A 21375-nucleotide genomic window follows, 5' to 3' on the forward strand; every position below is an offset into this window, starting at 1 on the left:
CGGTGAATCAGAAGAGGGTGGTTGCCATGGCTCTGCTGGAATCCCCAGCGGTGATCGTCGGATTCGACGGATCGGACGAGTCGCAGCGTGCGGCGTGGTGGGCCGCGTTCGAAGCGGACAGTCGCGCGCAATCCTTGGTCCTGGTGCATGTCGTGACCATTCCGCTGGAAGAGGTCACTCGAATCCACCTGGCTCCACAGCGGTTCGTGCTCGACCCGGCAAGCGGTGCTTCGAGCCGGGCGCTGCACGAGCTCGTCGGTGCCTGCCGGAGTCGTTTTCCAGCGCTGGACATCGATCCACAGGTGCACGTGGGGCATCCGGCCACGGTGCTTCTGGACGCCGCCGTGAGAGGGAGCTTGGTCGTGCTCGGTGCACCACGGCTCCGCAGGTTCAACAGAGTCCTGCTCGGTTCGACCGCGGCCGAGGTGGTGCGCAAGTCGACCACTCCGGTGCTGGTGCTGCGCGGTGAACGCGAAAGGGCACGCCCGATGCAGTCTGCTCCGGAACTGGCGCGGATCGTCGTCGGTGTGGACGGTTCGCATTGCAGCCAACGCGCGATCGGTGTCGCGCTCGACTTCGCCTCCAGGTATGGAGCGGAACTGATCGCGCTCCACGCGTGGAGAGACAGCGGAGATGCGTCGCGATCACCCGGAAGCGGAACGGGGATGCCGCCGACCTCGGGCGAGAGGAACTGGCGGAAACAGTTGCCGCATGGGCGGTGGACTACCCTGACGTCGAGGTCCGCGAGGAGATCACCACCCGGCAACCGGCCGAAGCCTTGCTGCCGGCTGCGGAGGAGGCCGACATGGTGGCAGTGGGGACGCGCGGCCGGGGTTTGGTCGGCGCGACCCTGCTCGGCTCGGTCAGCCACGCGGTGGCGCACTACGCTCCCTGCCCGGCCGTGGTTGTTTCCTGAGCTGCCGCGACAGGCCAGGCCGACACGGCCCGCAGACCGTCTGCTCACCCTGGGGCGACGCGCAGATTTTGTCGTCAGATCCATTCGAGGTGGTGAGGTAGAGGGCTCCGTCGGGGCCTTGTCGTGCTGTGCGGAGCCTGCCGTGAGTTCCGTCGAGCTCGTGCGGCACCGAGAGACCCTGCACAGCGGCATTCGGGGACAGGTCGAAGAGCATGAGTTTGCTTCCCTTGAGGGCTGTGACGGCGAGTCTGCCGTCGAGCGGTCCCCACTGCGGGCCGGTCAGGAACGTCGCCGCGCAGGTGGCCTCGGTGGGCACGCCTGATGACCACGCGGCGGGCACGGAGTCCGGAAAGCGGTCTTGGTCGGTCATCGCCACCGTTTGCTCGTAGTAGTCGGTTTCGCCGTCGCCGACGGGGTTCCAGCCGTAGTTGCCGCCTGGCCGCAGCAGGTTGATCTCATCGTCGGCGTCGGGACCGTGTTCCGCGATCAGCACTTGGCCACCGGGGCGTGGTGCGTTGCCCTGCGGGTTGCGGTGCCCGTAGGTGTACACCAGACGTTCGGCGGGCTCGGGCGAGTCCAGGAACGGGTTGTCCGGCCACGGGTTGCCGGTGTCGATGTCCATCCGCAGAACCTTGCCCGCGAGGTTGGAGCGGTCCTGTGCCGCGAGGGCTTGCCGAGCGTCGCCGGTGGTGACGAGCAGCGCGCCGTCTTCGGCGAGCGCCAGTCGGCATCCGGCATGCCCGCTGAGGACGTCCAGCGGAATTCCCGCGAGCAGCGGACCGCCGGAGCGCTGGGCGGTGGTGCGATCTTCTGAGAGCTGCCAGGGCACCAGCCGGACGTCCTGCGGTTCACCGTTCACATGATGTGTCTGGCAGGTGAGGAATTGCCGATTGCTGGCGAAATCGGGATGAATCAGCAAACCCATCAGGCCGCCTTCGCCCTCGGCGACAACGTCGCTGAAGTCGGCCTCCACCGGCTGAGCGATCGCCGCAGGAGCGTGGTCGGCCAGCAGGGTCAACCGTCCCGGGCGCTGGCTGACCAGTGCGGCGCCATCGGGCAGGAAACCGATGTCCCACGGGTTTTCGAGCCCAGCGACGACCACATCGACCGACAGCCCGGCGATCGACTGCCCGTGGGCCGGGGCGCGCGGGCTTTCTCCGCCGCTGCTGCCGCACGCGGCCAGGAGGCCCAACATAGCGAGATAACGCCGATGCGCAGCTCTTTCCGCATGCGCCGATTATGTCGCGGCGTCCCACGATGCGCAGCGGTGCAACAGGAATCGGGCAGCGTGCGAGGTGCGATGATCCCCGAGCGTCGTCGGCCGGGAGTGGTTATTCCAGGGGTGTCGTGATCATCCTCATTGGACTCGCTGAGGGCCGGGGTGGACGACCTTCTCCCGCCTGGTCATCCCACCACCTTGCTGGTGGGATGACTGCTTTTCGCGGTTCTGGACGGAATCGGGCGGAGTCCGGGATGTCGCAATTCGCCGGGTGCTGCCCGAACCCTACGCCAGCTGAGGGAGGACCTGGAGGTACTGGTACGCCAAGGAGCTTGGGATCGTTGCGGTGGACGGCTTGGAACACCTGGTCAATGGCCCAGGACTGGCCTTCGGCCTTGATGATCTCCGCGGACCGGGTGCCCTCGGTGCGCAACACCGCCGCCTGCTTCTCGCCCTGGCGCTGGTCAAGGGCAGGAGCGGACAACGCACCACAGCGGACCGCGGCTCCGCGCCGGGTGTCACGGGGCGTGGTGGTCCGGTGAGAATCGATCGTCCGCGGCTGCGGGGTTGCCGAGCCGGCCGCGGGTTGCCCCGACCAGGACGGCCGTGGTGAGCACCGAGGCGATCAGGAAGACGTACAACGAGTCGCGGTACGGGTCCAGTTCGGGGAACATCGCCGGCCAGAGCTCGGAGAAGACGTTGTTGATGCTGGCGTGCAGCAGCATCACCATCGGCACGCTTTCCCCAGTGCGGTTGAATATCCAGGTCATCGTGATGCTCAGGACCACGCAGGTGGCGATGAACTGGACCGGGTCGTACCAGCGGACATCCGGCCAGCCGGCCCAGGTGGTCAGGAACAGCGGCAGGTGCCAGCCGCCCCACAGCACGCCGAGCACCACAGTGCCGAACAGCGGACCGAAGCGGTGCTGGAGGCGGGGCAGCGCGAAGTCCCGCCAGCCGGGTTCCTCGGCGAGACCGGTGGTGAGCAACTGCATGAGCAGCAGAGGAACGTAGCCGAGCAGCGTGCCGAGGGCGGGCAGCCGGGGGTGGTGCCAGGCGCCGGGAAGCACGAACGTGCTGGCGATCACCACGGCGGGCGGGCCGAGCAGAACCACCCCGTACCACCGCCAGCCGACCCGCCACCGGCTCAGCCGCCGAGCCCACCGGCGGAGGCCCGACCTGCCCTCCACGGTCGCGGTGATGATCAGCGCTGCGGTGATCGGGCCCAGGTAGGCTCCGGGCATCAGGCCGAGGACCTGGGTGCTGCCCAGTACCGTCGGGATCTCGAGGGGCAGCACTCCCAGTTCGGTGTTGGCCGACAGCACGAGGGGTGACCATGCCAGCCAGCTCAGGCCGTAGGCCAGCGCGAAGAAGCAGGTGAGCGGGTATCGCCGGACGATACCGACGGGGTGGTCGCTTGGGGGGTCCACCGTGGTGGGCATGGGTTTCTCCGTTGGTCGGGAACGAACTCGGGGAGCACATCACCGACCAGGAGCAGAGGTCACTACGCGTGCTGGGCCGATCCGGGGTATGGCTAGGCATACCCGGAAGAGACCGATCAGGCAGATCGACGCGAACTGCGACCGAACCTAACGTGGGCGGAGTGCCGATCCCGCCCACCGCGCTGACCGCGGTCACCACGCGTGGCTTCCTGCTCTCCGGTTGGCCGTGGCGATCCGCCGTCTACCTGCTGACCGGACTGCTTCCCACCGGAGCGGTAGCGCTTCCGCTGGCCGCGTGCGCCCTGCCCTGGGTGGTGCTCGTGCAGCGGCTGATCGCGCACGACTACCGGGCGCTGGGCGTGCTGGTCACCGGAGCCGCCCTGACCGCCCTGGTGGTGATCACGATCGGTCCACTGTGGGCGATCGTGGTGGCCTCCGCGGAGCGGTACCGGCTCCGGCTTGTCGACCGCAGACCGGCGCGGTCAGGGCACCGCACACCGGATGAACCGGGTCTGCTGGCGTGGGTGCGCCTCCGGTTCACCGAGGCCGCCACCTGGCGGGAGACGGCGTACGCGCTGCTGTTGGTGATCGTGACGCCCATGTCGTCCGCGGTGGCAGCGACGATCGCGGTGGCGGACGGCATCCTGGTGGTGAGCCCGCTGCTGGTCGCGTCGGGGCAGCCGGTGATGTTGGGGCCGCTGGGCACGGTGACCGACGCGGCCCAGGGGGTGCCGTACGCGATCGCCGGACTGGTACTGCTGCCGGGGCTGCTGTACCTGGCGGGGCTGGTGGCCGGTGCGCACGCCGCGTTGGCTCGCGCGCTGATCACGGGTGACCCTGGTGATCGGCTGCGTGCCGAGCTGACCGAGGTGTCCCGGTCCCGAGCCAGGCTGGTGGACGCGTTCGAGGCCGAACGCCGCCGCATCGAACGCGACTTGCACGACGGTGCCCAGCAGCGTCTTGTCGGGCTGACCCTCCAACTCGGCCTGGCGCGGCACGACCTGCCTGCGGACACCGCTGCCGCGCGGGCCGTCGCCGAGGCGCACGAACAGGCCAAGCAGTTCATGGCCGAGCTGCGCGAACTGATCAACGGCATCCATCCGCCGGTGCTCACCGACCGCGGGCTGCCGGGCGCGCTGGAGGAGCTGGCCGATCGCTTCGCCGCCATCCCGGTCACGATGACCGTCGACCTGCCCGGACGGTTGCCCGACCCGGTGGAGTCCACAGTGTACTTCGTGGTGTCCGAGGCACTGACCAATGTGGCCAAGCACGCCGCTTCCGCCGGCGCCACCGTGCTCGTGCGCGGAAATCGAGACGTGGTCACGGCCGAGATCCGCGACGACGGACGCGGCGGTGCCGATGCCGGCCGGGGCAAGGGACTGACCGGTCTCGCCGACCGGGTCGCGGTGCTCGGCGGCACGATGTCGATGTCCAGTCCGGTCGGCGGGCCGACTGTCGTTCGCGTGGAGTTGCCATGTCGTCCGTAACCGTCCGAGTGGTGCTGGCCGAGGACGGCGCGCTGCTCCGCGAAGGGCTGGTCGGGCTGCTGGCCCGGTTCGGCTTCACGGTGGTCGCCGCCGTGAACGACGCCGAAGCGCTGCGGCACGCAGTCGCCGAGCAACGCCCCGACCTGGTGCTGACCGACATACGGATGCCGCCGACCTTCACCGACGACGGACTGCGGGCCGCGGCCGACCTGCGCAACGACCACCCCGGGCTGGCCGTGGTGGTGCTGTCGCAGTACGTGGAGCAGAGCAACGCGGCCGACCTGCTGGAATCCGGCAACGGCGAAGGTGTGGGCTACCTGCTCAAGGACCGGGTGGTGGACGTGGACGAGTTCGCCGCCACCCTGCGCCGGGTGCTCGACGGCGCGGCGGTCATCGACCCCGAGGTGGTGCGCAGGCTGCTGCGCAGGCGCACCGACCCACTGTCCCGGCTGTCCGCCCGGGAGCTCGAGGTGCTCGCGCTGGTCGCCGAGGGCTGCTCCAACGCGGCCATCGCCCGTCGCCTCGTCGTCTCCGAAGCCGCCGTCGGCAAACACGTCGGCAACATCCTGACCAAACTGGACCTACCACCCACCGACGACACGAACCGGCGCGTGCTGGCAGTGCTCACCTATCTGCGCGGCAGCACTCCCTGACGCTTTGGGGAGTCCCGGAACAACTTTCCAAGACTCGTCGCCCGATGACGGCCTGGGGCCGTGCCCACCATCGACGACCTGATGTGCCGGCTCGATCGACGACGGCGCTGGGCTCGTGCTTATTCGCGCGGCGGAGAGCTTGCGTCATCCGCCTTCGCGGACTCGCGTTCGGCGGCATTGACATGCCACTCTGCCTTGGCCAGCAGCTCATCGAAGGTCAGGATCACAGGTTCACGGGTGTTTCTTCGGAACAGCTCGAAACTGCGCACCTTATCGCGGTATGGGCCGCCCCTTGTGCCAGTGAGTTCCGCAAGGCTTCCTATGATCAGGAACGATTGCGGACGGATGACGAAGGTTCCGGTTGCGAGCTGTTCACCATCAGGTGAGACATCGTGGTGGAACTCATCGAGTTTGCGGCAAGCAAGATGAACGGTCTGCTGCGCCTGGGTGATCGCACCTGAAAGCTCTGCGGAAGGTCGCCAGCAGCCACTGCGGTAGTCACTGCCAAGCAGATCGGTCTTGTGGTGTTTGATCTCTGCGAAGACCAAGGAGCTGATCACTCCGGTGGTGCGAAGCAGGCCGTCGGCTCGCTTGCCTGGGCCGTTGATGTCGTGTCCCAGTACGATCTGCTCCAGCTTCTCCTCGCTCCATGAAGTGAGAAGCTGCCCGCCGAGACCGATCCCGAGTATCCACGGATTGTCCTCGAGCAACTTCTGCCAAGCCCGCTCTGGGCCCCCGGCCTGGGCGGTACTTTCCTGGAACGCGTTGTCGTCCTCCAGCCATCGGTGCATCTGGGCAACGACTTCCCGTCGGCGGCGAAGGGCGATGACGTCCTCGGCCCTGGCATCGCATTCGATAAGGGTGCGGAGGCGTTCCGGGTCCTTTGCGTAGATCTTGTGCAGAGCTGCGGGGTCGTCGAAGAGCTGGCGGAGAAGCGTTTCGTCAACTCGCGCTGCGCTTTCGCTCGCGACCGGAATGCCGTCGAGTGCTCGAATCGTCTCGACCAGACGTGTTGCCTGTTCACGGTTGAGGTCGAGGACGGGTTCGAGCTTGGCGGCATCGCCGCTGGTCGGGACCTTTCGTATTTGCAGCCTGCGAACGGCCCCCGCGGTTCGAGCGACCTGGATCTCAAGCTGCTTTCGCCCGCCGGGCGTCCGGAAGACCACTTTGCGCTCCCATTCCAGATCGTCGGTGCCCTCGTTGTCGGGCTCTTCGTCGAACACCCGGTGGACGTACCGTGCGGGATGCCCGGTGTCCCGGCCCACCGTCAGGGGAAAACTGCGGCTCACGTAGATCTGGGATGGCAGGCGACCTTGCGCGTAGGTCACCTCGTTCGGCTCCTGCGCGCTTCCGAAGCTCGCAAGCTCCATGTGTCGGCCCCTCATTCCGCGAGTCCGTCAGCGATCGACCTGCTGTTGACTCTCAATAGTGAACCAGGGCTTGTGTACATAGTCAACAAGTTGATCGGTGAGTGTTAGGCTAACGAGTGGATCGGTGGGAGGTAGCCATGTCAGAGGACGCCTTGGTGACTGCGGCTGAGATCGCCCGACTTGCGGACGTGGGCCGCGCCGCGGTCAGTAACTGGCGACGACGTCATGCTGACTTTCCCAAGCCGGTCTCGGGGGCGGGGAGCAACCCTGCGTTCCGGCTCGGCGAGGTGCGCAACTGGCTGCATCAGCAAGGGAAGCTGGCCGAGGTCAGCCCCGGGAAGGCCTTGTGGCGCGCTGTTGATGTTCATCGCGATGAACGCGATGCGATTGAGTTGGTTGCCGATATCGCCACCTACTTGCGCGCCCCGTCGTCGGTGGCGCTGCCTGCGGCGATCAGAGCTGAGCTCGATGAACTCATCGACGAGGACGCAGCCGGGCTCATCGAGTCGCTGTCGACGACGTTGTTCGAACGGCAGCAACGCCAACACCTGGTCACCCCAAGAGAACTCGCAAATCTGATGGTTGCTCTCGCGGGGCCGGTCGCGGCGACCACTGTGTTCGACCCCGCATGCGGACCGGGCAACGTGCTGCGTGCGGCCGCGGAATCCGGAGCTGCGGAGGTGGTTGGTCAGGAGGTAGCGCCTGCGCTCGGTACGCTCGCCCAAACGCGCTTGAGCGGGCTCGCATCAGTGCACATAAGGTTCGGCGACACCTTGAGGGCCGATGCGTTCCCAGGTTTGCAAGCGGATGCGGTGGTGTGCGACCCGCCATTCGGGTACCGCGACTGGGGGCACGAAGAGCTTGGTGTCGACCCACGATGGCACTACGGTTTCCCGGCCAAGGGCGAGCCTGAGCTGGCCTGGGCCCAGCACTGCTTGGCACACGTGAAACCAGGCGGCACGGTCGTGATCGCGATGCCGTCTGGCGCAGCCGTGCGGCGTTCAGGACGCCTGATCCGCCAGGAACTCGTCCGGCGCGGCGCTCTTCAAGCGGTTGTTGCGTTGCCGGCCGGCGTGTTGATGTCGACTGGTATTGCGATTCACCTGTGGGTCCTGCGTCGGCCTGACGCCGACGGTATCGGACCGGTATTGCTCGTGGACACCACTCACCACCGGCCGGCACGTCGTGGTGACGTGGACTGGTCGGCGATCAGCAACGAGATCCTCGGCGCGTGGCATGCGTTTCAGCAGGCCAGTCAAGTTGACGAGCTCCCAGGCAGGCAACGTGTGGTCGAGCCGATCGAGTTGCTCGGCGAAGAGGTCGACTTCACCCCCGCGCACTATCTTCCCCAGCCGCTACGGCGGGTCGACCTTGCTGAGATCGAGAACGACAGAGCCAGCCTCCACCAGCTGATGGAGGCTGCGGGGGCTCACTGGCCAAAGCTGCACGAGAGCGACCCCGGTACTCGGTCGCGCACCACCATCGGCGACTTGGCGAAAGCCGGTGCTCTCGAAATCTTGCATCAAGCCGGATCACTGGACTTGGGGAAGGACGGATCCGGCCCGTTGGTCCTGACCAGTCGTGATGTTGTTACCGGAGCCGAGCCAGAGCTGCGGTCGACGGACGAAGCGATAGCACTCCGCCCTGGGGACCTGGTTGTACCCGCAGCTGCCGCGGGCGACGGCATGACAGCGCTCAGGGTGATCGACCGTGCGGGCTGGGTACTCGGGCCGAACATGTTCCTGATCCGAATCGATTCGGACCGGTTGGATGCATGGTTCCTGGCCGGTCAGATCCGTGCTGATGGTCAGGCGGCGAGCAGCGCGACGGCTTCGGGCATCCACCGGATCGACCTTCGCAAGGTCGTGATTCCGGCCCTGGACATCGACCAGCAACGGCAGCTGGGCACTGCCTTCCGCCACCTGATCGAATGGGAGGCCAGCCTGAAGAAAGCCGTGGAAATCGGTACTCAGATCAGCCGAAACCTCACCGAGGCCCTCGCTGATGCCACGGTAGCCCCACGGTTGTAGCAGCGATGCGGGGGTGAACAACTCTGGCCACCCCCGCATCGATCGGCATCACGCCGGGAGAAATGGGCTCGGAGTGCCGCTGCTGGACACGGTCAGCTCCTCCCGGGCACGGGTGCAGGCGACGAACAGCAGACAGCGCTGTTTGAACAGATCATTGCGGTGCTGTTGGGGGTCGAGCTCTTCCGGCGTGATGTCCTTGTCGAACGGGACGGCTTTGGCTGTTGCACCGACGACAGCCACACACCGGAACTCAAGCCCCTTCATCGCATGCATGGTCGCCAGCCGTACCCCGTTGTCCTCCGCGCGGGGGCGGTTCTTTACCCGGACCGTCGGTAGGCCGTCGGCATTCAGCCGTTCTGCCACCTTGTCGAGCAGCACGTTGAAGCGGGCAGACACCGCGATCTCGTTGGTCGGCACGCCCTGGTCGGTCCACGAGCGAATCTGTTCGGCGAGCGCCGTGACCTCCTCGTTCTCGGAAGGGTAGGTCATTACCTGTGGTCGGCGGCCGCTCAACAGCGAACGATATCCGGCCAAACTATCGGAACCGTCGCCGCCGAGATCCTCGACCGGTTCGGACCCCAGCAGCTTCGTTGACCAGGACAGAATCTCGGCGGTGCTCCGGTAGTTCAGGCGCAATCGGCTGCTACGACTGATCACATTGATGCCTAGCGAACGCAGCGATACTCGGTTGTCGTAGATTCGCTGGTGCGGGTCACCGGTAATGAACAGGTCATCCGGAGCGGTCGGAACGGCTGCCCGCAACAGTCGCCATTGAGCCGGATGCAGGTCTTGCGCCTCATCGACGACGATGTGATCGAACCGCTGCTCATCGCTGATGAGATCGGCAGCCTGAGCGCAAATCTGCAGGTGGGTCTTGTTGTTCCTCCGGTCAAGTTCGGCCAGGAACTCCTCGACGCCGCGCCACACCAGCTTGCGCTGCTCGCCGCGCAGTTGTGAACCGCGACCACGTCGCTTCGCCGCGAGGTACTGGGCCTCGGTGCTGATGTCCTGTGCGAGGATGACGTGCCGGTACTCCTGCATCATGAACTGTTCCGACCACGGCAACGTAAGCTTGTTGACAACCCGGCGCCAGAGCTGGCGTTCCTCGACGTCGTTGATCGGTGCGAGCCCTTTGCCGGTGCTTTCACGCACGGCACGATTGGCCAGTGAATCAACAGTGGTGATCTCGACACGGTCGAGTAGCCGGTCGTCGTCGAGCAGTCTCTGGAGGTTCTCCCACAGACTTGACGCGAGTGCGTTGGTGAAGGTTGTCAGCAGAATCCGTGCCTCGGGGTTCTGCGACAGCAGGTGCTTGACTCGGTGCAGCGCGACAACGGTCTTGCCGGTACCTGGCCCGCCCGTGACCTGTGCCGAGCCATTGTAGGAACGCCGGTAGGCGACCCGGCGCTGCGAACGGTGCAGGTAGACCCGCCACAATGCGAAGGGCTTGCTAAGGATTTCTTCGAGTTCCTCGGGGCCGCTCACCAACGTGATGCGACTGTGGGTGTTGACAATGGCCATCGACAGACTGTCATCGACGGTGGAGCCAGAGTCGGCGGGACGTCTGCTGGCGACGATCTCGTGATAGACGTCGTCCGGAGAGAAACCCTCCGCGAGGTACTGCAGAACCTCGAACTGATCTTCTGGGAGGAAGTGGCCGAATGCGTCCAGCTGCTTCTCGCCGGTGATCATCCTCGCGGCGCTCAGAACCTGGTCGTCGATACCGAGACCACGCAGCACCGTGTCCGAATGCTTCTCGAACAACAGCTCTGGAGCTTCAGACGCCGCGGCGGCCAACGTCGGCGTAAGTTGCTCGATCGCGACGACGTTGCGGACTTCCAGGCCACGGGTCGCGGTGTTGACGGTGAAAAGCTGCTTCGCCGCCCAGTCGTAGGCATCATCGTGTGATGACACGTTGATCAGCAAGAATATGTCACTGCCGTCGTCGGGGGCGAGCACGACCCCGCGCCAGAAGTCGGTGATGCGGATCGTCCGCATCCGCGGGTCACGGGCGTTGTGAACCGACTCCAGATGCAGGCCCTTGTCGGCATACAGCTCCGCGATCGGCAGTTGCTGGAACTTCGCCATCGCCTTGCGTACGCCCGCTTTGACCGGTTTCTCAAGCCTGTCGTAGGTCTCCCAGAAGCTGTTGGCGAAGGCGAGTTGGGCCATGGGTGTGTTCAGTCCCTTCCGATGAGCCGCCGAGCGATCAGATCGATATCGTCCAGCAGCCGCGCTGGAGGTTGATCGAGTTCGAGCGCGTGTTGATGAATAGTGATCCCTGCGTGTCTGATGTGATGCGTTGCGACAGGCGCGCTTCCTTTGGCATAGACGAGATGTCCTTCGCCGAGGTCGAGTGCGACGCAGTACGCCAGCAGCTGGTACACGTCGGCGTTCGGGTAGCCAGTGGGGTGCTCGACCTTGTACTTGGCATCGGCAACCGCCGCCGGTGTCCCGTCGGGTCGGTAGTGCACGAAGTCGGGTTTCAGGGAGATCGCGTTTCCCTCGTCAAGCCGGCACACCGCCTGAAGGACGCTGTGGCCAGGGGAGCCGGCGAGGGCCCTGCGGAACGCGACGGTCACGAAGTCTTCGAAGAGCTTCGCTGTGTCGACGAGAAACCCGTGGACGGTGAAGTCGCCTGGCCGGTACTCGATCGATGCTCCGAGCAGAATGAGCTCAGCAAGCTGCAGTGCCTGGTGGTAGCGGGCATTGAGCCTGGTGGCATGCCAACTCGGAAGCCGCTGACCACGGGGGAGCACAGTGACTTCGGCGAAGCGCTGCTGCAGACGGCGAAGACGGACCCGGACGTCTGCGGGTAGCTCGACGGGCAGTCGGAGCAGCGTGTTGACAGCCGTGGTCAGCAGCTGATTTTCAGTGATGTCGGTGGTGTGGTCATCGTGCGTGAGTTCCAGCGGCAACAGCCGGCCGTGGTGGATGCGGAGCTGGTCGCCGTGACGGAGCCGGCCGCGTACGACAGTGGAGGTCTCGTCTCGCTCCCGATACCCGTGCAGAAGACCTTGCTGGATGGCATTCTCGGCCTGCGCCGCGTAAAGATGTGCGATCGCGGACAGCAGGTCTTGCTCCTGATCCGCGGGCACCGGGTCGTCGAGCCAGAACCGTGTGTTGCGGCGATAGCCGAGCAGAAACAGGATCCGGGCGATCGGCACTTTCGGTGCGATGCGCACGACCACGGAGTCCTCACCTGCACTGATGTGTGCGGCACCGATCTTGCCGACGGCACGGACCCGCCAGTGACCGGGCAGATCAGGATCAGGCGTCGCCTCCACGATGCCGCTGCGCGCCAGGGCCTGTCCAGCTGCATTGGGTAGCGGGACCGTGTGCGCCGGGGCGTTTTCCGTGAGCTCCAGCGTGATCATGATGACGTGTCGGCACCGAGTGCGGAACGCAAGGCGGCAAGGCCGTATCGCTTCTCGAGGTCAACTTCCTCGCCGTAGTGGTGTTCCTCGAGCAGTGGGAGAATCTTCGTGCGCCAGGTGCGTTCGAGTCCGCCGTCTCGATAGGTTCCCGGCTTCATCAGATACGAGGGGCCGATGTGGAACTCGGAGTGGCGGATCCGCCTGTTGAGCTCGTCGAGCAGGTCTGCGGGCTGGGGAGCGTGGTTATGCTTGGCGAGCCACCGACGCAGCAGACCGCTGGTGGGCTCGACGCTCGGGGACAGCTCGACGAAGGAGAAACGTCGCCGCATCGCCGCGTCGACCAGCGCGATGGACCGGTCCGCGGTGTTCATCGTCCCGATGATGAACAGGTTCTGCGGCAAGGCGAAGCTGTCCCCGGAGTAGGTCAGCTGCACTGACTGATTCCGGTACTCCAGCAGGAAGTAGAGCTCACCGAAGACCTTCGCCAGATTCGCCCGGTTGATCTCGTCGATGACCAGGAAGTGCGGCAGGTGCCGGTTGTCCTCGAGCGAGGCATGGTCCGCGAGCTTGCGGAGTGGCCCGTCGACCAGGCGGAACGCGACCTCTTTGGTGCCAGGGTCTTCGCGGGGGCGGAAGCCTTCGAAGAAGTCCTCGTAGGAGTACGACGGGTGGAACTGGACGAACGAGACCTGCTCCGGGCCACCGCCGAGGTATTCGGCGAGCTTGCGAGCGAGATAGGTCTTGCCGGTACCGGGCGGACCGTAGAAGATCAGCTGCTTGTCGTCCCACAGCAGATCCCGGACCTCCTGAAGCCACGAGACATCATGAACGAGGAGTTCCTCTGCTAGTGCTGGCGTCGGATCGGGTAGCTCCAGCTCACGGCGGACCGCAAGAGCCGCTGTGTCGGCTTCGGAGTCGTCGGCACCGCTTTCGGCAGCGAGTTCCGCATCGCTGCGACCGAGGCCATCGACGAACGCTTTCACCGGCGTGAGGTCGACGACGTCCTCTTGGAACGAGAGCTTCTGTTGCAGCTCTTCGGGAAGCTCGTCATAGGGGTAACCGACCTCGGTCCACTCGACCGGCCGCCGGAGATTCGACCGGTTGCCTTCGGAACGGGTCCGCTGGATATCGCCGGTGATCTCGCCGAGGTAGAGACTTCCCTCGGAGATCGTGCACACGGTGTCGCCGGGCTTCATCTTGGAGAGAAAGACGTGCAGGTCCTCGATGAGGCGCTGACGCTGGTTGTAGGTGAGGACGCCGTCGTAGTCCTCGTCGACGATGGTGCGCAGTTCGTCCTTGCTGATGCCCTGAGCAACGTCGCGCAGGTGAGTCGCGGGCAGGCTGACGACGCCGTCCGGACGCCAGATGCGTTGAACCAGATTCCAGCCGGCGACGTTGGAGCCGCGGACCAGCCACGTGCGGTTCGGCCCCGAGCCGGTCGCCTCGAAGAAGTCGCCCAAAAGGCGGCCGTCCGCGGTCTTCCAGTGCGTGTAGCCGTTCACCGAGCTACCGAGGATGACATCGGCGGCCGAGGACGGGGAGCCGAACGTGTGGTCGGCGGTGAACTCGAGGAAACCCGGGAAGCTGGTCGACGAGACGATGACGCTGTCCGCGATCAGCTTCTCCCGAACGTGATACGGAGCGGGAAGATTCGCGGCGAAGGATGGCACGACCTCCGGCCGCACGGGCGAACCGGCGAACACTACGAACTGCTGCGCGCCGTTGTTCCCCTTCTCCCGGAGCATCCGCCCGTGAGCCAACGGCCCGTTGTAGGGCAGCTTGAGCTGGAATTCAGGGTACTCCGCGGGTGCCCCGCTGGTGGTTTCCTCGTTCACGGACGCTCCTTACAGCTCTGGGTGCCGCGGGCCATGTCCCGGCGGTGGTGTGACGGTGGAGGTGTAGTTCTCACCTTCCCGCAGCGGGGTTTCCAACGTGAGACCGGCCTCGGCCATCTTGTCGTACTCGGCCAGGATCAGATCCTTCGTGCGGTAGGTGCCGAACTTCGCCTCATCCTTGCGTTTGACGATCGGGAACGTGTCGAGGATGTAGTCGGTGTCGTCACGGGAGATCCCGTAGAGGTGGAAGAACAGCGCGTCCAGCTCGGCGCGGATCACCGACCGGCGCTCCTCGTCCCATCGGAACGGGGTCCCGGTGTCGCCGAGGTCCCGGGCGAACGGGGCCATGTCGTGGGCGGTGTAGGTGAGTTCGAGGGCTCGGGGAATAGTAAAATTCTGGTGTGCTTCAAGGGTTTGCGGTGGATGAAATGGCAGCTGCTTAATGATTGAGAAAACCAGATGGCTTCCGCTGATTTTTTGCCGGGCGGCGAAGTCGAAAGCGAATGAGCTCATTGCAGCGATGAGTAGGGCTGAAGTTTTCCATTTTTCAGGGAGTAGGGCGATTGGGAGTGTGTGTCCCACTCCTGAATGAGGAATGAGTGCTGGTATAGCTGTACGTTCGTCAGTCGATCGACAGATATCGCGCCATCCGACTAGCCACTCTCTATCCCACTTCTTGTTGGCCAATCGGGTTGCTACCCCAGATTCCGGGGTCGGACGGCCATTTTTGTCAAGTCGGCCGGTAAGGACGTCTTCGTTGGGTACCCAGTAGCGGGGGAATACTAGGGCGTCGGGGTTCTGTTTGTTGTCGAGGGTTCGAACATTGCCTTCGGCATCATAGGTGGCCCAGCGGTGATTATAGTGGTGCAGCATCTTTGCCTCGTAAAGCGGAAGCATTCGCTTGTCGCTTTTGGTGAAGACGTTTCCGTCAAGGATCCAGTCTCTGCGTTCCAGATCCTCACGGGTGTGGAAGAACCGCGCGTCGTGTCCCATGTTGAACAAGCCCTGGCTGAATGATGCGTCCCATGGATTGCTGCCACCTTGGCCGTGTTCGTCCGGTTCCTTGATAAGGATCGGAACCCGGCGGTAGATGCCAAGGATGATCTCAGCATCGCGGCGGGACCGAAATACCGGGCAGGTGCCGGTGTTCGGGTTGAGTAGTGTGATCTCCTCTGGGGTCAATGCGAATGCTTTATCGGGATCGTCAAGTTCGGCCGGATCGTGCAGGAAGAATGCGAATCTTGTTGTAGCCTCGGGCACCTCTCGGCTTGCCATTGAAAGCGCGCAGAATTTCATGCGGGAATCGACTGTGGGGAACAGGCCATTGCGGTTTTCGAAATCGTACAGCGCGGTCAGCGCGCGGTGGGAGACGAGATCCTTGAAGAAGTACTGCGTCCGCGCATCGGTGGCGATACCGCTGGGCACGATGACGCCAGTGCGTCCGCGAGGTCCGGTGACGGTGCGGGCTGTCTCGGCGAACACCGCGTAGGTGTTGAGGTTTCCCTGCCCGGTCAGTGGTAGGCGCCCGGATCGGCGGAGGAAATGGCTTTCGGCGTAGACCTGGCGCTTCGCATCTGAGTAGGCGCGGAACAGTGGTTGTGTGTCCGGGTCGTCGCGGAGTTCGTCGATCATCTTCTTGCGGACGTCGGACTTGCCGATCGCGGCGATCTCCGGGGAACGCTGCGCGAAGAACTCCTGCTCTTTAAGCTGCACGCTGTCCCACGGAGGGTTGCCGATCACGCAGTCAAACCCACCGGACCATCCGCTTGTTTCGGCCGCACCTGAGTCAGGAACCGTGAACACGTCGGGGAATTCAAGGTGCCAATGGAAGAATCGATACTGTCGGCGCAGGCGCTCGATCTCGTCGATGGTCTCTGTCAGGGCACTGACCTGGCCGCCTTCTAGAGCACTGAAGACGTCGTGAGTGATCGCTCGCGGTGAGTCCTGGGTCTTTATCCATACGAACGTGGCGCACCAGGCGTTGGCGAGACGCAATGGGTCCATGTAGTCCGCGGAATTCGCCAGATCCGCATACGCTTTGGCCTGCGCACGGATCTGAGCTAGGTCGATGGCGGGTGCGCTCATGATTCGCGCGGTCTCTTCGGCCAGCGACGTGTTCGAGACCGTGAACAAAGCCTCTTCGGTGTCGAACAGGCCTAGTTGCCCCGCGCGCTCGTCGTGGTTCCTGCGTTCAAGGCTCTTCGCGACCTTCTTGTCGTCGCCCTCGGTAGGAATGAACGCCTTGTCCGGAATCCCATCCCGCAGCAGCGCTGGCGTCGCCCCGATCAGTGCGTTGCCGACCTTGAGATGGGCGTCGAGGAAGCTCAGGGGTTTGCCGGGTTCCATCGCCTCCAGCCAGAGCGAGACCTTGGCGAGCTCGATGGCCATCGGGTTGAGGTCGACGCCGTAGATGCAGCGGGCGATGACGTCGTGCAGGGCTTCGCGGACGCTGTCGACGGTGGGTTCGGGGTTGCGGTCACGGACCGAGGCGACGCGTTTGGCGATGCGGCGGGCCGCGGCCAGCAAGAAGTGCCCGGAACCGCACGCCGGGTCGCAGACGGTCAGCGACAGCAGTTCGTCGACGATCGGATCGGTCGGGTCAGGGTTGCTCTCGGCGGTGGCGCGCAGCTCGCCGCGCTTGACGGCGTCGTCGATCACCGGGTCCAGCGTGGAGTCGAGCAGGCATTCGATCAGCGACGACGGCGTGTAGTAGGAACCGGTGGTCTTGCGTTCGTTGCCGGCCAGTTCGACGAGGCTGAACTCGCGATCCACCGCGCTGTGCTTCGGGACCCGTTCCAGCAGGGATTCGTAGATGGACCCGAGCTCTTCGGCGTCGAGGTGCCGGTAGTCCACCGAGCGCAGCCGCTTCGACGCGGGGTCGCGGACCTGGCAGAGGTAGCGGACCGCGGCCAGCAGGTACTCGTTGGACAGGGTGAGCCCATCGAGTGGCGTGTCGGTGTCGGTGTGATCGAAGATGCCGCCGAGGCCGGGCAGCGCGAGTTCGGGGCGGCCGTTGTCATTGCCGAGCGCGTCCAGGACCAGGCGCAGTGCGCGGTAGAGGTCGTCGTGGGCGGTGCCTCGACGGCGGCGGGCGTGAGCGCGGAGTTTCGCGGTGGAGAAATAGGTGGCGTAGCGTTTGCGGGCCAGCTCGTCGGCCTCGCGGGTTTCGCGGCTCGCCTTGGGATCGATCCGGGGATGCAGTAGCTGGCGATCCTCGACGACGAACACGAAAAGTAATCGGTAGACCAGTCGCAGCAGTGCTCGGTGCAGGGCTTGCGGGTCGACCTTCTCGCGGAGTGCGGTGTTGGCCGGGTGGCGCAGGAAACCGGTACCGAGCGCCTTGATCGCTTCCTCGACGCCGTCGCGGAGCTGGTCGAGCGCGCGAGTGCCGGAGCTGATGGCATCCAGCCGCCAGCGCTCCAGCCAGCACGTCGCCGGTCCCGCACCGTCGGCGACCTCGAAGCGGGACACGTGCAGCAGCCGGTAGAGCAGCACGAACTCGCTGAACAGTTCGCCATCGAAGATCGCTTCCAGATCGAACTCGACGTAGGCGGCGGTGGCGAGTGCGTTCGAGTCGCGCAGCAGGCGCAGTTGGCGACCGTTGGTGACCACACCCCACAGGTGGGCATCGGTGCGGTTGAGCATCTCCTGCACCAGCGATTGTGGTGGAACCGCACCTCCGCCGCGTCTGTCCAGTGTGGAGTTCCACGGTGTGAGGTGGATGGGGACGTGGTTCCAGCGGTGGCTGATCGAAAAGGCTTTAGTGCCGTCGTCGGAGGTGAATCCGTTGGGCCCGGCCGAAGTGAGTGCGCCGAAGCCGAGTTCGGTGAACAACGGCTTGAGCCACTGGCTGATGGCCAGGCCCTGTGGGTCGGCCGGGACTTCGGCTTGCGGTACCGAGGGCAGCTTCTCGCGCAGTTCTGACCATACCGATCGCAGGTAGTCCCAGTGACGTTCGGCCTCATCACGAATCGAACGGGAAACGATGACGCGGTAGTCGGCAGGCTTGCTGCCCGAGATGTCCTTGCCTTCCGAGATTCGGACCAGCATGTCGGGAGGCAGCAGGCTGCCGATGGTGTGGACGGCGGAGAACACCTGGTTGCGCGCTATGGAGGACATCAGGCGACCCCTCCCGAGGCCGGCAGGTACACGTAGGTGCCGAGGATGTCGGCGGGTTTCTGGGCAGTGACGCGGACACCGCGGACGATCTCGCCGGATGCCAGGCGAACGCGTCGGTGGGAGTTCAGCAGTTCCCTGGCGAGTTCCTCACCGAAGGCGTCCAGGTGCGGCTGCACGGACGAGATCTCGGTGAGAATTCGCGTCATCGTGTTCTTCGCGAAGGCCGGATCGGTGTTCTCATCGGCCTCGACGTCGAGCAACTCGACGGCCTGCTCAGCGGACAACCAAGTCGCATTGCCCGGCGAACCAGTGAACGCCAGTACGCGAACGTCTTCGGCGACGATCTGCCGCTCGCGACTGCGCGTGGGCAGTGACAGATGGAATCGGTAGCGCACCAGCAACGCGGTGGTGCGGGTCGATACCGTGCGCGTCCGGATCACACCGCAGCGACGAGCCGGACGTGCCCCGTCGGTCTGCGAGTCCAGAGCCGAGTTGAGGACGTAACGGGCCAGCGCACTCACCGCCGGGTCGGTACGCACCAGGGCGATCTCGCCGCGGCCGACGGCAGCCGTGTCCCGGAAGGGCACGGGCTTGTTCTGCTCGATGACGTCGTTGCCGATCACGGGTGCCAGTGCATCGCGCAAGCCAGCGGGCGTCGATCCGAGGTCCACGCTGAAGCCATCGTCGAGGTTGTCGTACAGCACCCCCTCCATCGCCTTGAGGCTGCGCCGGACGAAGCTGTGAACCTCCTCGGATCGGCCGAGCGCGTCGCGGATCGCCACGACCTCCTGCGCGATCTCGTCGATGCGGATCGTGTTCTGCGCGTATCGCGACCGAGAGGTCCGTTCCCGTTCTGCGGCTGACTTCCAGTCCGCCTCGACGTCGGTGGCAGCGTGCTCGAGGGTGTCCATTTCGAACAGGCCGGCTTGCTCGGGGCTCTTGCTCCGCATCAGAACCCATTCGACGATCGCGTCGGTGACCCTGGACGACGAAGCATCCGGGACGGAGACCGAGATCCCCAGGGTCTCCTGGATCTGCCGGTGCTTGTGGATCAGGACATCGAGCACCTTGCCGTCGATACCGTTGTCCGAACCGTAAAGCGTGATGACCTTGACCTCGTCACGCTTCTGCCCGAACCGGTCGACACGGCCTTCCCGCTGGTCGTGCCGGGTCGGGTTCCACGCGAGGTCGTAGTGCACCACCGCATCGAAGTGGTGCTGCAGGTTGACGCCTTCCGACAGGCAGTCGGTGGCGATCAGGACCCGGCGCGCAACGAGGTCGTCGCCGACCTCCTTCGCCAGTTCTTCGATCCGCTGCACGCGCTGCTGCGGAGAGATCGTTCCAGTGACCGATCGGATGACCGTCTTCTTGCCGAGCTTGCCGTCAAGGTGCTCGGCAACGTACTCCGCAGTCGGGATGTAGCGGCAGAAGACGATGGGGTTGTACCCCTCAGCGAGCAGCGCTTTGAGATGTTTGAGCAGCGCAGCGAGTTTCTTGTCCGCAGCAGTGCCTTCGAGTCCTTTGGCGCGGTCGGCCAGTGCGCGCAGCCGGGGATCGGTGCTGGTGATCTCGGCGCCGGGAGCGACGTCGGCACCCTCGAGGTTGTCGGCGTCGACGGAGTCCCTGGTGGGCGGAGCTCCGATCCGGTCGGCTTCCTCCGCGGTCTCCGCGTTCGCTGCGCCTGACCGGGTGTTCAGCGTCTGTGCCGCCGCGCGCGGCGAGGATACGATCGAGCGCAGCAGCGCGATCGCCGACCACCAGGCGATCCGGGATTCCTTCTTGGAACCGTCATCGGATGCCCTGACACGCTCACTGGCGTAGCTGATGGCGTCCTGGAGAAGATCCCGGTAAGCCGGGGAAAGCTTGTAGGTCTCGTCTTTGAAGAACCGATCGGATGGGAACGATGTGGTCTCCTGCAGGCTGTTGTCCGCCAGCCCGTCCTCAGTGGTGAGGAACTGACGTACGTCGGCACGCTTGCGCTGCACGAAGTGCCGGGCGAGCAGCTGCCGTCCCTTGTCGGTGTCGAAATCCGCGGTTGCCAGTTCCGGCTGGACGAGGCCGAGGAGTGCGCGGAAGGCGCTTTCCTTGCCGCTGTGCGGGGTGGCGGTGACCAGCAGCAGGTGCCGCTTCTGGTCGGCAGCGATGCGCTGGAGCAGTTCGTAGCGGAGCTGGTTCTGCGCCGATGACTTGTCCTCCGCAGTCACGCAGGTGTGCGCCTCGTCAACGATGACCAGGTCCGGACAGTGCCGGACGAAATCATCCCGGTGTCGGGTCGATTTGATGAAGTCGGTGGAGACGATCACGTGCGGGTGCGTGTCGAACAGCGACTGCCCCAGTTCCAGCTTCCGCTCCAGCTTGGAGACCGTGGAAGCCAGCACCAGTTCGGCGTCGATGCCGAACTTCGTGCGCAGCTCCTCCTGCCACTGCTCGGCCAGGGCCGGCGAACACAACACCGCGAGACGCTGCGCGCTTCCCTGTGCGAGCAACTCGCTGGCGATCAGGCCTGCTTCGATGGTCTTACCGATACCGACATCGTCGGAGATGAGCATCCGCGCGGTGTGCTGCCGCAGCGCCATCATCAGCGGAACCAGCTGGTAGGCGCGCGGCTCGACCGCGATGCCTGCCAGCGATCGGAACGGCCCCGCACCCGATTGGAACCCGATACGCAGCGCGGAACGCAGCAGCCCGGCAGCTTGCGAGTCCCCGAGGTCATCTGGTGCCGGTGGCTCGAACTCCGCGCCGTGCACGTCTTCCAGGGCCGGGAAGACTGCGGCGATGTCATCGTCGCTGCCGCCTAGTGGCCGCAGCACCAGCAGGTCCGCTTCACTTTCCGGAAGCACGACCCAGTCCCGGCCCCGGGTGGAGACAAGGGAACCGGGGGTGAAGGTGGTTGTCATGAGCAGCGTCTCGTTTCCAAACCAGGGCGA

12 protein-coding genes and 1 pseudogene are annotated in these 21375 nt (G+C 65.1%); 5 read left to right on the plus strand and 8 right to left on the minus strand.

Annotated features, from left to right (window positions below):
* Positions 1 to 26: 26 nt before the first annotated feature.
* Together OU416_RS23855 and OU416_RS23860 are read left to right on the plus strand one after the other, a co-directional pair.
* A pseudogene (locus tag OU416_RS23855) lies at positions 27 to 599 on the plus strand (universal stress protein); the annotation flags it as partial.
* A gap of 119 nt (positions 600 to 718) precedes the next feature.
* Positions 719 to 916: a universal stress protein gene (locus OU416_RS23860; protein WP_270929252.1), complete on the plus strand. Its 198-nt coding sequence runs from the start codon at positions 719 to 721 to the stop codon at positions 914 to 916.
* Here the strand turns inward: OU416_RS23860 and OU416_RS23865 are convergent.
* Complete coding sequence (locus OU416_RS23865; protein ID WP_270929253.1) at positions 864 to 2111, minus strand: PQQ-dependent sugar dehydrogenase; 1248 nt, start codon at positions 2109 to 2111, stop codon at positions 864 to 866. The two genes, OU416_RS23860 and OU416_RS23865, sit on opposite strands and share 53 nt — an antisense overlap.
* A gap of 542 nt (positions 2112 to 2653) precedes the next feature.
* Positions 2654 to 3577 carry a CPBP family intramembrane glutamic endopeptidase gene (locus OU416_RS23870; RefSeq protein WP_270929254.1) on the minus strand — a complete coding sequence of 308 codons (924 nt, stop codon included), beginning with the start codon at positions 3575 to 3577 and terminating at the stop codon, positions 2654 to 2656.
* Between the two features lie 161 nt (positions 3578 to 3738).
* Here OU416_RS23870 and OU416_RS23875 point away from each other — a divergent pair, with 161 nt between their 5' ends.
* The gene (locus tag OU416_RS23875; RefSeq protein ID WP_270929255.1) at positions 3739 to 5064 is read left to right on the plus strand and encodes a sensor histidine kinase; all 1326 of its coding nucleotides are present in this window, start codon (positions 3739 to 3741) and stop codon (positions 5062 to 5064) included.
* Positions 5052 to 5717 (plus strand): response regulator transcription factor, encoded by a 666-nt coding sequence (locus OU416_RS23880; RefSeq protein ID WP_270929256.1) that lies wholly within the window; start codon positions 5052 to 5054, stop codon positions 5715 to 5717. Before OU416_RS23875 ends, OU416_RS23880 begins: the two co-directional genes overlap by 13 nt.
* A 119-nt stretch (positions 5718 to 5836) precedes the next feature.
* Here OU416_RS23880 and OU416_RS23885 read toward each other — a convergent pair whose 3' ends face one another.
* Complete coding sequence (locus OU416_RS23885; protein WP_270929257.1) at positions 5837 to 7087, minus strand: Shedu immune nuclease family protein; 1251 nt, start codon at positions 7085 to 7087, stop codon at positions 5837 to 5839.
* 137 nt (positions 7088 to 7224) lie between these two features.
* On the opposite strand from OU416_RS23885, the gene OU416_RS23890 reads away from it, so the two are divergent.
* Positions 7225 to 9117, plus strand: a complete 1893-nt coding sequence (locus OU416_RS23890; protein WP_270929258.1) for an N-6 DNA methylase — start codon at positions 7225 to 7227, stop codon at positions 9115 to 9117.
* 48 nt (positions 9118 to 9165) lie between these two features.
* On the opposite strand, the gene OU416_RS23895 is transcribed toward OU416_RS23890, so the two are convergent.
* Genes OU416_RS23895 through OU416_RS23915 form a run of 5 tightly spaced genes read right to left on the minus strand, consistent with a single transcriptional unit; the run spans position 9166 to position 21345 of the window.
* Positions 9166 to 11289 (minus strand): UvrD-helicase domain-containing protein, encoded by a 2124-nt coding sequence (locus OU416_RS23895; RefSeq protein WP_270929259.1) that lies wholly within the window; start codon positions 11287 to 11289, stop codon positions 9166 to 9168.
* Positions 11290 to 11297: 8 nt separating this feature from the next.
* Positions 11298 to 12494 (minus strand): McrC family protein, encoded by a 1197-nt coding sequence (locus OU416_RS23900; protein ID WP_270929260.1) that lies wholly within the window; start codon positions 12492 to 12494, stop codon positions 11298 to 11300.
* Positions 12491 to 14329 carry a DUF4357 domain-containing protein gene (locus tag OU416_RS23905; protein WP_270929261.1) on the minus strand — a complete coding sequence of 613 codons (1839 nt, stop codon included), beginning with the start codon at positions 14327 to 14329 and terminating at the stop codon, positions 12491 to 12493. The genes OU416_RS23900 and OU416_RS23905 overlap by 4 nt, the downstream gene beginning before the upstream one ends.
* A gap of 9 nt (positions 14330 to 14338) precedes the next feature.
* Positions 14339 to 18448, minus strand: a complete 4110-nt coding sequence (locus OU416_RS23910) for an Eco57I restriction-modification methylase domain-containing protein (RefSeq protein ID WP_270929262.1) — start codon at positions 18446 to 18448, stop codon at positions 14339 to 14341.
* Positions 18448 to 21345 carry a DEAD/DEAH box helicase gene (locus OU416_RS23915; protein WP_270929263.1) on the minus strand — a complete coding sequence of 966 codons (2898 nt, stop codon included), beginning with the start codon at positions 21343 to 21345 and terminating at the stop codon, positions 18448 to 18450. Before OU416_RS23915 ends, OU416_RS23910 begins: the two co-directional genes overlap by 1 nt.
* Between the last annotated feature and the right edge of the window lie 30 nt (positions 21346 to 21375).

Source organism: Saccharopolyspora indica, from assembly GCF_027853965.1.
Lineage (GTDB): Bacteria > Actinomycetota > Actinomycetes > Mycobacteriales > Pseudonocardiaceae > Saccharopolyspora > Saccharopolyspora indica.